The sequence below is a fragment of the Streptomyces sp. NPDC001714 genome, from assembly GCF_042892755.1.
Taxonomy (GTDB): domain Bacteria; phylum Actinomycetota; class Actinomycetes; order Streptomycetales; family Streptomycetaceae; genus Streptomyces.
Map to the genome: position 1 here is coordinate 1 of NZ_JBIAUL010000025.1, position 12,120 is coordinate 12,120.

Consider the following 12,120-nt stretch of genomic DNA (forward strand, 5'->3'; position numbering starts at 1 on the left):
CCGCTACGAACGCAAGGCCGACCACTTCCTGGCATTCACCGCCATCGCCTGCAGCCTCATCTGCTACCGCAGACTCGCCAAATGAGACTGCGTCTTAGGCCTGAAGGCGTATGCACAGGGCGGGAGTTGTTCGTCGTGCCGATGAGCTAGCGGCAGGAAGACCACCGGCCGGATTGTCCACGTGATGCGTGTGCTGGCCTGGGTGACGGACACCGTGCAGGGCTCTAAGCGCAACAGGGCTCGTCGGGTTTCGGCCCGGCCGTCGTGGAGCCATGCCCACACCTCGTCTGAGGCGTCCGGGTCGAGTGCCGGTGAGATGGTGCGCAGCGCGATGGTGACCCATCTGTCTGCCTGGGGTGCGGAGTAGGCGTCGAAGGATGCCCGGAGTGCCGGCCACTGCATCCCGTCGGTGAGGTCTTCGGTCCAGCACTCGCACCAGAAGCCCCGCCGGGGCTTGCCCATCAGCACGGGTGGCCTCCCCGCTGGGCGTTCACGAAGAGTTCCGCGGTGACCGTGTAGCAGCCGTTGGCGCCCTGGACGACGACCCTGTGGGCGAGAGTGCTGACCATGCCCAGCCCTCGGCCGTGCTCGGCGTCCTGGTCTTGGTGCTCGACCTTCGGGGCGCCGCCTCCTCCGTCGTCCGTGACCGACAGTGCGATGACCTGTGGTGCGACCGCCAGGGCCAGGTGGAATCTTCCGCGTTCCCCTCCGCTGCTCGTGTGGAGGAGTGCGTTGGTGCTGAGCTCGCTCACGATCAGGGCCGCGTCGTCCGCCAGGGGCGATCCGCGCAGGATGTCTCTCGTCCAGCGGCGGGCCCGGCTGACCTCTTCCGGAAATCCTGGGCAAGTCAGTCCCCAGACTCGGACTCGACTCGTATACTCGTGCATACAAGTTCCTTCGTGCTGGTAGGCCGCATGTGCAGCGGGTTCGGGCTAGACGACTTTCACGCCGTCGTGGGCGCGGACGGCCGGCGGGGTCATCGCGTCGAGTGCGTCGGTGACGCGGATCGCGTAGGCCTCGTCGGCGAGGTCGGTGACTTCTTCTCGGGTGGCCCAGCGCAGGGCGCGGGTCTCGTCGCCGGTCGTGGGCGTGCCGTCGGCGGCCTCGCAGCGGAAGACCAGGGAGACGATCAGGCCCGTCATGTTCTTGTAGACGCCGGTCAGGGTCGCCGGAAGGGCGATCTTGATGCCGGTCTCTTCGAGGACTTCGCGTTGCAGGGCCTCGGGGATGGTCTCCTCGCGTTCGAGGACGCCGCCCGGCGGCTCCCACTTGCCGTTGTCACGGCGCTGGATCAGGAGGGCACGGCCCTGGGCGTCGACGACGACCCCGGCGACGCTCACGGAGTGCGGGCGTTCTGTGCTCACGTTCCTCGGCCCTCCCGGATGGCTAGGCTCTCCACCGTAGCAACTTCACTCACCCACTCGTCTAGATACCTAAAGGAGTACACACAGTGAGCCCTCTTTCTTCGGGCCTCCTCGGTGATCTCGACCCCACGAGCGATCGTGCGGTCTTCCGGCAGATCGCCGACCAGCTGCGCGAGGCGATCGACCGGGGGCGATTCCGCGAGGGCGAGAAACTGCCCTCCGAGGCGGAACTGGTCGAACACTACGGGGTCTCCCGGATGACCGTTCGCAACTCCTTCTCCGTCCTCACCGGCGAGGGCCTGGTACATGCCGAGCACGGCAAGGGTGTGTTCGTACGGCCCCGGCCGCCCGTGCGGCGGCTCGCTTCCGACCGGTTCGCCCGGCGGCACCGCGAGCAAGGCAAGTCCGCGTTCATCGTCGAGGCGGATGCGGCCGGCAGCCACCCCCAGGTCGACAGCCTGGAGGTCAAGGAAGAGAAGGCCAGCCAGGACGTCTCCACCCGCCTCGGCTCCGTACGCCGCGTCCTCGCCCGGCGCCGCCGGTATCTCCTCGACGGGCGGCCCGTGGAGTTCGCGACCTCCTACCTCCCCCTCGACATCGCCCGCGGCACCCAGATCGCCGAACCCAACCCCGGTCCCGGCGGTATCTACGCCCGCCTCGAAGAGCTGGGTCACCGCCTCGACCACTTCGAAGAGGAGATCCGCGCCCGGATGCCCTCGCCCTCCGAGGTCAAGACGCTCCACCTCGCGGCCGGCGTGCCCGTGATCCACCTCATCCGGACCGCCTTCGACACCGAGGGACGTGCCGTCGAAGTGTGCGACACGGTGATGGCGGCGGACGCATACGTGCTGTCGTACCAGCTTCCTGCGACCTGATCGTCATGGTTTGCGGTGGTGCGCGGGGGACGCTTCCTCAACTCGTACACCCCGACACGCTTACTCGTATAGACGAGTGGGCAAGTTGTGTGACAGGGTGATCGCCGTGAGCCCGGGAGATCGGGTTCACGGACCGCTACATGTATAGACGAGTAGATAGGGAGTGTTCCGTGCGCACCATCCGAGTGGAGACCACCGCCGCCACGATCCTGCTGACCGAGGCCCCCGAGCCGAAGGTCCGCGACCGCCAGACCGGCGAGATCGCCAAGGACGCGGTGAGCGGTGAGGCGCTGATGACCATCGGCGTCGTCTACATCGAGGACGGGGAGTCCGCCCTGATCAAGGTCACCGTTCCCGAGGGCGGCGTGTCCGAAGGACTCGTCCTCGGCTCGCCCGTCTCGCTGCCTGGGCTCATCGCCCGGCCGTGGGAGTCCGTGTTCAACGGCCAGCAGCGCCACGGCATCGCCTACCGCGCCGCCGCCGTCACCCCGGCCGCCTTCCCCGCCAGCGCCGGGGCTGCCGCCTGATGACCGACCTGACGACACTCCTGGAGGTGGGTGGTCCCCTCGCCGCGCTGGGCGGTGGGGCCGCCTACACCCGGGCCAGACATCCGGCGGTCTACTGGTCCGCAGTCGGCGGTCCGATATCCACGGTTCGCCTGCTCGGCTCGTACGGCTCCGTCATGGAAGCCTGCGGCCTGACCGTGGCGCCCTCCCGGCTCAGGGTCCTCGCCGTGAAGGCCACCACCCGGCGGGAGGTCCGGCCGGTCCCGCCCCGCCGGGGCATCCTCCGTCCCACCTCGACCGGGCTACGGCTTCGCCTCCGGCTCGCTCCCGGGCAGGAACCCGCGGACGTCGCCGCCTCGGCCGAACGCCTGCGGCACGCCTGGGGCGTCCACGCCGTCTACGTGACCACCGTCAAACCGGGCGTCGTGGAACTGCGGCTCGTCGGCTACGACGTACTGCGGCGCGTCCGGATGCCCCGCAAGACCGGCGCCGACCTCCTGAAGGTGCCAGTGGCGCTGCGCGAGGACGCCATGCCCTTCGTCCGCGACTACCGCACCGTTCCCCACCAACTCACCCTCGGCGCAACCCTGTCCGGTAAGTCCATGTACCTGCGCCATCTCATCTCCGGGCTTGCCCGGCAGGAGGGCGTCGCGCTCGTCGGGATCGACTGCAAGCGGGGCGTCGAACTGGCGCCCTTCGCAGCCCGACTCTCCGCCCTCGCCACCGACCCCGACGAAGCCGCCGAACTGCTGCCCGTCCTGGTCAAGGAAATGGAGGACCGATACGACCTCATCAAAGCCCGGCAAGGCATCGCCCCGGACACCTCCGACGAGGAGATCACCTCGGACATCTGGGGCCTGCCCGACACTCAACGCCCCACCCCCGTTGTCCTGTTCATCGACGAGGTCGCCGAACTCTTCCTCACCGCCACCCGCAAGGACGAGGAACGCCGCGACGAGATGGTCACCCAGCTCATCCGCCTCGCCCAGCTCGGCCGCGCGGCCGGCATCTACCTCGAAGTCTGCGGCCAGCGCTTCGGCGCCGAACTCGGCAAGGGCGCCACCATGCTCCGCGCCCAGCTCACCGGCCGCGTCTGCCACCGCGTCAACGACGAAGCCTCCGCCAAAATGGCCCTCGGCGACATCGCCCCCGAAGCCGTCTACGCCGCCTGCTCCATCGCCCCAGAAACACCCGGCCTCGCCGTCGCGGGCGACACCTCCGGCGGCTGGTCCCGCATCCGCACGCCCTACCTCTCCCTCGCCGACGCTGCGGCCATCTGCCAGGACACGGCCGACCTGGTCCCCGACGTCCCGGCCCTCAAGCCCTTCCGGCCCGACGTCCCCGTACGACCGCTCACCTCACCCCGCCCGGTCGTACAACCGCACCCCGTCGCCGACTGATCCACCCCCGGCCCCCTGCGCCATGTCCCTACCCCTCCCATGCCCGAAACCGGAAGGAGCCGCATCATGCGCGCCCAGCTGGCCCGCGTCGACGCGGTGCTCGTTCAGGCGCTCATCGCCGCCGCCCTGTCCTTCGCCCACCTGCACGACGTCGCCTCGGCGGCCGGACAGGACGGATGGAAAGCCTGGGCCTACCCCGTCTCCGTCGACCTGCTGCTCGTCGCCGCCTGGCGCCGACTGCGCACCGGCACCACGAAAGCCGCCGCCTGGTGCTGGTTCGTCATCGCCCTCGTCGCCTCCCTCGGCGCAAACGTCGCCACCGCCGGCCTCCTCGACCTCGGCAACGTCCCCGCCTGGATGCGGATCCTCGTCGCCGGATGGCCCGCCGTCGCCTTCCTCGGCGGTACCCTCCTCGCCCACTCGGCACCCAAGGCGCCCGCCGTCGGCGAAGCCATCGAGGACCAGGAGCAAGAGGCCGAACCGACTCCCGAGACGCAGGCCGAAGAACAACCACCCGCACCCACAACCCTCCCGATACCGGCCGCCCTCGTCACGCATGCCCGCAAGGTCGCCACCGAGCACCACACCCGCACCGGCACCCCCATCGACACCCCGACCCTCCGCGCCCGACTCGGCGTACCGGCCCCCATGGCCGAAGCCATCGCTGCCCAGCTCTGAGAGGAGAACCAGGACCCGTGACCGCCAACCGCCGCTTCCGCAACGTCACCCGCATTGGCCCCGTCCAGGTCGGCACCGCCTACGACGACCGGGGCCGCGAGAAGCACACCGCCGCCTGCACCGCCCCGCGCTGCGGCTTCTCCGCCGACTACGACAGCCGCGCCGCCGCCGAACTCGCCGCCCGCACCCACCGCTGCCCCGTCCGCTGAAAGGACCCCGCACCCCGTGACCCTCAACCTCCCGCTCGTCGTCGTCCTCGGCTTCTTCGCCTGGGCAGCGATCAAGTACCTCGGCGTCCGCACCTGGATCGTCGTCCTGATCGCCCTCTTCGGCTTCTGGCTCTCCCACACCTTCCTCGCCCCCGCCATCGAATCCGGCACCCGTAGCGGCGTGACTGTCATAAACGGCTCACATGCCTAGACGAGTAGATAAGGAGATCTCGGCCGTGTTCCTGCCCAAGTACCCCGACAGCCCCACCCCGCCGCCCGCGCACACCCACGCCCCGACCACCCCGGCCCCCGCCCGGCGCTCCGCGCTCCCGGCCATCTCTGTCAGCACCGGCGCCGTCGTCGCCGTGCTCACGGGCGGCGTGGTCCTCACCGCGCTCCTGACCGCCGTCGCCGTGTCGGCCATCTCCGTGGCCATCGCCGCCGTGGTCCTGCGCTCCCTGCTGCGCGACCACAACCGGCGCTAGTCCACACCGACCCCTGGGGCGGCCACGACACCGCCAAGCATCCGGCCGCCCCGGGGCCCGTCACCCCCTGACCGAGCCAGCCAGAAGGAGCCAGCCATCTTCACCCGCACCACCCCGCCCCCGCTCGACGAACTCACCAACCTCGCCGCAGGCGGCACCCTGCCCGGTATCCTCCGCCAGCTCTCCGGCCTCGGCGGCTGCACCAACCCCATCCGCCTCGACGGCCACCGCACCGAGTACGACGTCGACACCACGACCGGCGAGATCGGCCGCATCCTCCAGCACCTCGACTCCACCGACCTGCCCGCCGGCCAACTCCTCGTCCGCTGCAACAACCGCCGCACCACCCGCTGCCCCGCCTGCGCCGAGGTCTACCGCCGCGACACCTTCCACCTGATCACCGCAGGACTACGCGGCGGCAAGGGCACCCCCGAACACGTCGCCACCCACCCCCGCGTCTTCGCCACCTTCACCGCACCCGGCTTCGGCCCCGTCCACAACCGCCGCACCGACAAACGCCCCTGCCGCTGCGGCACCCACCACGACCAGGACGACGACACCCTCGGCATCCCACTCGACCCGGACACCTACGACTACGAAGCCGCCGTGCTCTGGAACGCCCACGCGGGCGCTCTCTGGCGGCGCTTCTCGATCTACCTCCGCCGGGAGGTCGCCAAGCGCGCAGGCATCTCACAGCGCCGCCTCCGCGACCACGCCCGCGTCTCCTTCGCCAAGGTCGCCGAATACCAAAAGCGCGGCGCCGTCCACTTCCACGCCGTCATCCGCCTCGACGGCCCGCAAGGCGGCGACACCCCGCCCCCACCGTGGGCTACCGCCGAACTCCTCACCGACGCCATCCAAGCCGCCACCACCAAAGTCCGCGTCGACGGCCCGACCCTCGACAACCGCACCCACATCTTCACCTTCGGCCGCCAACTCGACGTCCGCACCATCCGATCCGCCGACTTCAACGACGGCCAGGAGCTAACCGAGCGGGCCGTCGCTGCCTACATCGCCAAGTACGCCACCAAGGGCGCCGAGACAGCCACGGGAGCTCTCGACCGGCCGTTGAGGTTCGCCGCCGAACTCGCCCAGTTCGACATCAGCGACCATGCCCGCCGGCTCATCCGAACCGCCTGGACCCTCGGCGCCCGCAAGGATCTCGAACACCTCCGCCTGCGCGCCTGGGCCCACATGCTCGGCTTCCGCGGCCACTTCTCCACCAAATCCCGCCGCTACTCCACCACCCTAGGCGCTCTCCGCGACGCCCGCGCCGAATGGCGCCGAGCACAGGCGGCAGCGACCACCACACCCGAAAACGCGCCCGGGACGACGTACGTCCTCGCGCACTGGGTCTTCGCCGGCACCGGCCTCTCCGACGCCGAAGCCTGGCTGTCCGCATCCCTCGAACCAGCCCCCGGAACCGAAGGAGAACCCACCCGTGGCTAGCCGCCGCCTCGCCCTGGCCGACGTGGCCACCGAACCGCGCAGCCTGCCCGCGCGGTACCTGACCCCCGAGGACCTGGTGGAGATGTTCGAGCTGCCCAGCGTCGAGACGGTGTACCAGTGGCGCCGCAAGCGCACTGGGCCCCGTGGCTTCCGTGTCGGTCGGCACCTGCGTTTCGACCCAGCCGACGTTCGGGCCTGGGTGGACTCGCAGCGTGAGGGGGCGGCTGCCTGATGGCCGGACACATCCAAGACCGCTGGTACAGAACCGAGGCCGGACAGGACGGCAAGGACCGCAAGGTCAAGACCGAGCGCTACGGCACCGGCATGCGCTACCGGGCCCGGTACGTCGGTCCAGACGGCACGGAGAAGTCAAAGAGCTTCCCCGACCGGCAAAAGCGACTCGCCGAACAGTGGCTCGCCCACATCGAGGCGGACATGGCGCGCGGGCAGTACATCGACCCGCGCGCGGCACGGATCACCTTCCAGCAGTACGCGGAAACCTGGGTGGAGACGCAGGGAGCGGACCCCAACACTCAGGCCTCGATGGAGTCGCAACTCCGCCTGCACGCCTTCCCTCATCTGGGATCGCGTCCGCTCGGTTCCTTCCAGCCCGCCCATATCCGCGACTGGGTGCGGAAGCTCCAGGAGAACGGTGTCCGGGGCTCGTACGCCCGGACGATCTACTCCAACGTTCGTGCCGCGCTGAGTGCGGCGGTGGACGACGGACACCTTCCGCGCAACCCGTGCGCGGCCCGCTCGGTCCGGCCGCCCACAGTCGACACGAAGCGGGTCGCCCCCTGGACAACGGAACGGCTCTTCGCCGTCCGGGCCGGCATGCCCGAGCGCTTCCAAGCCATGGTCGACCTGGGCGGCGGCTGCGGGCTCCGCCAGGGCGAGATCCTCGGCGTCGCCGTTGACGCCATCGACTTCGGTTCGGACACACTTCACGTGGTCCAGCAGCTCAAGCTGAGTCGGAGCAAGGCGGTGTTCGCTCCACCCAAAGGCGGCAAGCTGCGGGACGTACCGCTTCCCGCGCCGGTCGCCGATGCACTGCGGGCCCACATGAAGCGGTTCCCGCCGGTCGAGATCACCTTGCCGTGGAAGGTGGCCGACGGGCCTCCGGTGACCAAGCGGCTGCTCTTCACCGGACCGCGTGGCGGGCACGTCTGGCGGACGTCGCTCAACGAGGAGGTGTGGAAGCGGGCGCTCGCCTCGGCCGGTGTGATCCCTGAGCGGAAGCCTGGCAAGTCGTACGCCGAGTCACGCGAGAACGGCATGCACGCCCTCCGACACTTCTACGCCTCGGTACTCCTGGACGCCGGGGAGAACATCAAGGCACTCGCCGAGTACCTTGGCCACTCGGACCCGGGTCTGACCCTCCGCGTGTACGCACACCTCATGCCGTCCAGCCAGGAACGCACCCGAAAAGCCGTGGCTGCCGTCTTCGAGGGCGCATACGCTCCCGTTCGCTGAGGCAGGAGGGCGAGATGTCCGACGAAGAGTCCACCGAGTACTACACGCTGCTCTGCGACGACCCGTCCCACGAGGTGGTGCTCGTCGACTGCGGACCCCGCGAGATGGATGTGATCCTTGCAGTGCGCAAGGTGACCGGGCAGAGCTTGTGGCACAGCCGGGACCTGGCGCGCCAGGCGCCCGTCACCCTCCGTGGGGGTCTGTCTGCGTACAGGGCCCGGTCCGCTGTCGCTGTGCTCCAGAGCGCCGGCGCCAGAGCGGAGTGGAGACAGGAGCCGGAGCCCGGAGAGCGCGCGGCCCCATCGCCCTGACGGCCCAGAGACGGCCCAGAGGTAGCGAAAAGCCCCCTGCCAGCGGAGAAACCGCAGGTAGGGGGCTTATTCGTGGGCTGCTACTTCTTCTTGCCCTGGTTCTTGACCGCCTCGATGGCCGCGGCTGCCGCGTCCGGGTCGAGGTACTGGCCGCCCGGGGTGACCGGCTTGAAGTCGGCGTCGAGTTCGTAGGCGAGGGGGATGCCCGTGGGGATGTTCAGGCCGGCGATGTCGGCGTCCGAGATGCCGTCCAGGTGCTTGACCAGGGCGCGCAGGCTGTTGCCGTGGGCGGCGACCAGGACCGTGCGGCCGGCCAGGAGGTCGGGGACGATGCCGTCGTACCAGTACGGGAGCATGCGGACGACGACGTCCTTGAGGCACTCCGTGCGGGGGCGCAGCTCCGGGGGGATGGAGGCGTAGCGCGGGTCGGAGGACTGGGAGAACTCCGAGTCGTCGGCCAGCGGCGGGGGCGGGGTGTCGTACGAGCGGCGCCAGAGCATGAACTGCTCCTCGCCGAACTCGGCCAGCGTCGCCGCCTTGTCCTTGCCCTGGAGGGCGCCGTAGTGGCGCTCGTTCAGGCGCCAGCTGCGGTGGACCGGGATCCAGTGGCGGTCGGCGGCTTCGAGGGCGAGCTGCGCCGTGCGGATCGCTCGCTTCTGGAGGGACGTGTGGACCACGTCGGGGAGCAGGTCGGCGTCCTTCAGGAGTTCACCGCCGCGGACTGCCTCCTTCTCGCCCTTCTCGTTGAGGTTGACGTCCACCCAGCCGGTGAACAGGTTCTTCGCGTTCCACTCGCTCTCGCCGTGGCGGAGGAGGATCAGCTTGTACGGTGCGTCGGCCATGGGTCAGAGCGTAATCCACGTATTCGGGGCGGTGGGCGGGCGGCCGTGGGGCGTCCCAGGGGGCGGACAGTTGACTGCATCTGTTAATTGACTGGCTCAGGCGAGCGGCCTGTAAGTAAGTTCCACCCAGCACGCGCATCACTTACATCTGCCCTGGGGGAACCATGTCGTCCGCCGCCCTGCGACGCGCCGTCCGGGAGACCGTCTCCGGTCTACCCCGGGAGTTCTGGTGGCTGTGGACCAGCACCCTCGTCAACCGGCTGGGTGCTTTCGTGGCCACGTACATGGCCCTTTATCTGACCCTCGACCGGGGGTACAGCGCGTCGTACGCCGGGCTCGTCGCCTCCCTGCACGGGCTGGGCGGGGTGGTGTCGTCATTGGGGGGCGGGGTGATGGCCGACCGGCTGGGGCGGCGGCCGACCCTGCTCGTCGCCCAGGGGTCCACCGCCGCGGCCGTCGCGCTGCTCGGGTTCGTACGCGACCCCGTCGCCATCGCCGCCGTCGCCTTCCTCGTCGGCGTGGCCTCCAACGCCTCCCGGCCGGCCGTGCAGGCCATGATGGCCGACATCGTACGGCCCGAGGACCGGGTGCGGGCCTTCTCGCTCAACTACTGGGCGATCAATCTCGGCTTCGCCGTGTCGTCCATGGGCGCCGGGTTCATCGCCGAGGTCAGCTACCGCGCCGGATTCCTGATCGAGGCGGGGATGACCGCCGTCTGCGCCGTCCTCGTCTTCCTCCGGCTGCCCGAGTCGCGGCCTCGGCGGGCCGCCGCCGAGGCCGCCGAGGGCAGTGCGGTCAGTCTGCTGACCGTGGTGCGCGACGGGCGGTACATGGGCGTCGTCGGGCTGTCGTTCCTCGTCGCCCTGATCTTCCAGCAGGGGTCGGTCGGGCTGCCGGTGGCGATGGGGGAGGCCGGGTTCTCGCCGGCCGACTACGGCATGGCCATCGCGGTGAACGGGATCCTCATCGTGGTGCTGCAGATTCCGGTGACCCGGGTCATCCAGCACCGGAATCCGCGGTCCCTGCTCGTCGTCTCCTCCCTCCTCGCGGGGTACGGCTTCGGGCTGACCGCATTCGCCGGGTCGGTCGGGGTGTTCGCGCTGACCGTGTGCGTGTGGACGCTCGCCGAGATCATCAACGCGCCGACCCAGACGGGGCTGGTGGTACAGCTCTCGCCGGTGCACGGGCGGGGCAGGTACCAGGGGATGTACACGCTGTCCTGGTCGGCCGCCGCGCTCATCGCGCCGCTGATGTCCGGGGTCGTCATCGACCGGTTCGGGGCGCGGTGGCTGTGGGGGGTGTGCGCCGTCGTGGGGACGGCGGCGGCTCTCGGGTACGGGCTGCTGATGCGGCGGCTGCCGGTGGAGCGGCCTGCGGCCGCGGCTCCGGCGAGTGCGGAGGCGGGGGTGCGGGCCTGACGCCCGGACGGTGCCGGGAGGAGAGCCCCTGCCCTCGTGCGACGGAGGGCAGGGGCTCTTCCACGGCCGTGGGTGGCGTCAGTCCGTGCAGCCCGGTACCCGGTTCGGGGTGCAGTTGGTCGGGATGTTGCGGACGACCTTCGAGTCCGTCACCGTGACCTGGTTGGTGCTGAACACTCCGCCGGGTGCCACTGTGGAGGCGTTGTTCCGGACGGTGCTGTGGTCGAGGGTGACGGTTCCGTCGTCGTTGTAGATGCCGCCGGCCACGGAGGTGCCGGGGCCGTTCGCGCTGTTGCGGAAGACGTCGGTGCCGTTGAGGGTGAGTCTGTTCGTGTTGTAGATGCCGCCGCCGAGACCCGACGTGCCCCCGACGACGTTGCCGCTGACCTCGGACTTCACCAGCTTCAGGATCCCGCTGTTGGCGATCCCGCCGCCCCTGTTGCCCGTGTCGGTGTTGTTCGTGATCTTGCTGTCGTTGATCTCCATCGTGCCGCTGCCGATGTAGACGCCGCCGCCGATCTTCACGGTCCCGGCCGCGGTGTTGCGCCGGATCACACTCGTGCCGACGAAGGTGCTGCCTCCGGCCTGCGCGATCCCGCCGCCGGCGTACCGGGCGTGGTTGCGGGCGAACTCGGAGTCCTCGGAGAACACGGAACCCTGGGTGTAGAGGCCACCGCCCGTGTCCGCGTTGTTGAACGCCACGTAGCTGCTTCTGATGCGCGCCCAGGCGTTCGACGCCACCGCGATACCGCCGCCGTTCGCCGTGGCGGTGTTGTCGATCACGTCGACCTTCGCGAGCGTGAGCCGGCCACCACTGGATACGCGGATCCCGGCGCCGTCCCCGGTGGTGAGATACCCGCCGCGGACAGTGAGGTCCTGCAGGCGCAGGTCGCCGCCCGAATCGACGTCGAAGATCCGGAACGCATCGGCATTCGCACCGTCGCGGAGGATCGTCGCGCCGTTGCCCCGGATCGTGAGGTCCTTGTCGATGGCCGGCAGAGCGGTGCCCAGCAGGTAAGTGCAGTCACTCCGGAGTTGGAGGGTCTCGCCGTTCCGCGCGTAGTTGATGGCAAAGGCGAGCGCGGTCCCGCTGCACGGCACAGTGTCCGG

17 protein-coding genes are annotated in these 12,120 nt (G+C 69.9%); 12 read left to right on the top strand and 5 right to left on the bottom strand.

What is annotated here, in order from left to right:
• Positions 1-63: 63 nt before the first annotated feature.
• From ACFY0P_RS43800 to ACFY0P_RS43810, 3 genes are read right to left on the bottom strand one after another with little or no spacing between them, the layout of a single operon-like run.
• Positions 64-462 (bottom strand): hypothetical protein, encoded by a 399-nt coding sequence (locus tag ACFY0P_RS43800; RefSeq protein WP_388927425.1) that lies wholly within the window; start codon positions 460-462, stop codon positions 64-66.
• Positions 462-887 carry an ATP-binding protein gene (locus ACFY0P_RS43805; protein WP_388927105.1) on the bottom strand — a complete coding sequence of 142 codons (426 nt, stop codon included), beginning with the start codon at positions 885-887 and terminating at the stop codon, positions 462-464. The genes ACFY0P_RS43800 and ACFY0P_RS43805 overlap by 1 nt, the downstream gene beginning before the upstream one ends.
• Positions 888-932: 45 nt before the next feature.
• Positions 933-1,340, bottom strand: coding sequence for an NUDIX hydrolase (locus ACFY0P_RS43810; protein ID WP_388927427.1), 408 nt, complete (start codon positions 1,338-1,340; stop codon positions 933-935).
• A 110-nt stretch (positions 1,341-1,450) separates the two neighbouring features.
• Between ACFY0P_RS43810 and ACFY0P_RS43815 the strand changes: the two genes are divergently transcribed.
• The 11 genes from ACFY0P_RS43815 (at position 1,451) to ACFY0P_RS43865 (ending at position 8,750) form a co-directional block, all read left to right on the top strand.
• Entirely contained in the window at positions 1,451-2,239 is a 789-nt protein-coding gene (locus ACFY0P_RS43815) for a GntR family transcriptional regulator (RefSeq protein ID WP_365353253.1), read from the top strand.
• A gap of 170 nt (positions 2,240-2,409) precedes the next feature.
• Entirely contained in the window at positions 2,410-2,766 is a 357-nt protein-coding gene (locus tag ACFY0P_RS43820) for a hypothetical protein (RefSeq protein ID WP_351317015.1), read from the top strand.
• A complete protein-coding gene (locus ACFY0P_RS43825; RefSeq protein ID WP_388927109.1) occupies positions 2,766-4,145 on the top strand; it encodes an FtsK/SpoIIIE domain-containing protein in 1,380 nt (459 codons plus the stop codon). Before ACFY0P_RS43820 ends, ACFY0P_RS43825 begins: the two co-directional genes overlap by 1 nt.
• Positions 4,146-4,211: 66 nt before the next feature.
• On the top strand, positions 4,212-4,823 hold the full coding sequence (locus tag ACFY0P_RS43830; RefSeq protein ID WP_388927112.1) for a DUF2637 domain-containing protein: 612 nt from the start codon (positions 4,212-4,214) through the stop codon (positions 4,821-4,823).
• A gap of 17 nt (positions 4,824-4,840) precedes the next feature.
• The gene (locus ACFY0P_RS43835; protein WP_123975881.1) at positions 4,841-5,032 is read left to right on the top strand and encodes a mobile element transfer protein; all 192 of its coding nucleotides are present in this window, start codon (positions 4,841-4,843) and stop codon (positions 5,030-5,032) included.
• A 16-nt stretch (positions 5,033-5,048) separates the two neighbouring features.
• The gene (locus tag ACFY0P_RS43840; RefSeq protein ID WP_388927115.1) at positions 5,049-5,243 is read left to right on the top strand and encodes a hypothetical protein; all 195 of its coding nucleotides are present in this window, start codon (positions 5,049-5,051) and stop codon (positions 5,241-5,243) included.
• Positions 5,244-5,268: 25 nt separating this feature from the next.
• Positions 5,269-5,517 carry a SpdD protein gene (locus tag ACFY0P_RS43845; RefSeq protein WP_388927118.1) on the top strand — a complete coding sequence of 83 codons (249 nt, stop codon included), beginning with the start codon at positions 5,269-5,271 and terminating at the stop codon, positions 5,515-5,517.
• Positions 5,518-5,676: 159 nt separating this feature from the next.
• Complete coding sequence (locus ACFY0P_RS43850; RefSeq protein WP_388927430.1) at positions 5,677-6,966, top strand: replication initiator; 1,290 nt, start codon at positions 5,677-5,679, stop codon at positions 6,964-6,966.
• Positions 6,959-7,198 carry a helix-turn-helix transcriptional regulator gene (locus ACFY0P_RS43855; protein ID WP_388927121.1) on the top strand — a complete coding sequence of 80 codons (240 nt, stop codon included), beginning with the start codon at positions 6,959-6,961 and terminating at the stop codon, positions 7,196-7,198. The genes ACFY0P_RS43850 and ACFY0P_RS43855 overlap by 8 nt, the downstream gene beginning before the upstream one ends.
• Positions 7,198-8,439, top strand: a complete 1,242-nt coding sequence (locus ACFY0P_RS43860; protein ID WP_388927124.1) for a tyrosine-type recombinase/integrase — start codon at positions 7,198-7,200, stop codon at positions 8,437-8,439. Before ACFY0P_RS43855 ends, ACFY0P_RS43860 begins: the two co-directional genes overlap by 1 nt.
• A 14-nt stretch (positions 8,440-8,453) precedes the next feature.
• Entirely contained in the window at positions 8,454-8,750 is a 297-nt protein-coding gene (locus ACFY0P_RS43865) for a ribosomal protein L7/L12 (RefSeq protein WP_388927127.1), read from the top strand.
• Between the two features lie 80 nt (positions 8,751-8,830).
• On the opposite strand, the gene ACFY0P_RS43870 is transcribed toward ACFY0P_RS43865, so the two are convergent.
• Complete coding sequence (locus ACFY0P_RS43870; protein ID WP_388927130.1) at positions 8,831-9,592, bottom strand: phosphoglyceromutase; 762 nt, start codon at positions 9,590-9,592, stop codon at positions 8,831-8,833.
• Positions 9,593-9,756: 164 nt separating this feature from the next.
• Here ACFY0P_RS43870 and ACFY0P_RS43875 point away from each other — a divergent pair, with 164 nt between their 5' ends.
• Positions 9,757-11,010, top strand: a complete 1,254-nt coding sequence (locus ACFY0P_RS43875) for an MDR family MFS transporter (RefSeq protein ID WP_388927133.1) — start codon at positions 9,757-9,759, stop codon at positions 11,008-11,010.
• A gap of 78 nt (positions 11,011-11,088) precedes the next feature.
• Here the strand turns inward: ACFY0P_RS43875 and ACFY0P_RS43880 are convergent, their stop codons facing one another.
• The gene (locus ACFY0P_RS43880) at positions 11,089-12,111 is read right to left on the bottom strand and encodes a hypothetical protein (protein WP_388927136.1); all 1,023 of its coding nucleotides are present in this window, start codon (positions 12,109-12,111) and stop codon (positions 11,089-11,091) included.
• Between the last annotated feature and the right edge of the window lie 9 nt (positions 12,112-12,120).

Bases quoted from the DNA above. Each gene is read 5' to 3' on its own strand.
- ACFY0P_RS43875 (WP_388927133.1), top strand. From the start codon at position 9,757: ATGTCGTCCGCCGCCCTGCGACGCGCCGTCCGGGAGACCGTCTCCGGT.
- ACFY0P_RS43800 (WP_388927425.1), bottom strand. From the start codon at position 462: ATGGGCAAGCCCCGGCGGGGCTTCTGGTGCGAGTGCTGGACCGAAGAC.
- ACFY0P_RS43865 (WP_388927127.1), top strand. From the start codon at position 8,454: ATGTCCGACGAAGAGTCCACCGAGTACTACACGCTGCTCTGCGACGAC.
- ACFY0P_RS43860 (WP_388927124.1), top strand. From the start codon at position 7,198: ATGGCCGGACACATCCAAGACCGCTGGTACAGAACCGAGGCCGGACAG.
- ACFY0P_RS43830 (WP_388927112.1), top strand. From the start codon at position 4,212: ATGCGCGCCCAGCTGGCCCGCGTCGACGCGGTGCTCGTTCAGGCGCTC.
- ACFY0P_RS43870 (WP_388927130.1), bottom strand. From the start codon at position 9,592: ATGGCCGACGCACCGTACAAGCTGATCCTCCTCCGCCACGGCGAGAGC.
- ACFY0P_RS43805 (WP_388927105.1), bottom strand. From the start codon at position 887: ATGCACGAGTATACGAGTCGAGTCCGAGTCTGGGGACTGACTTGCCCA.
- ACFY0P_RS43825 (WP_388927109.1), top strand. From the start codon at position 2,766: ATGACCGACCTGACGACACTCCTGGAGGTGGGTGGTCCCCTCGCCGCG.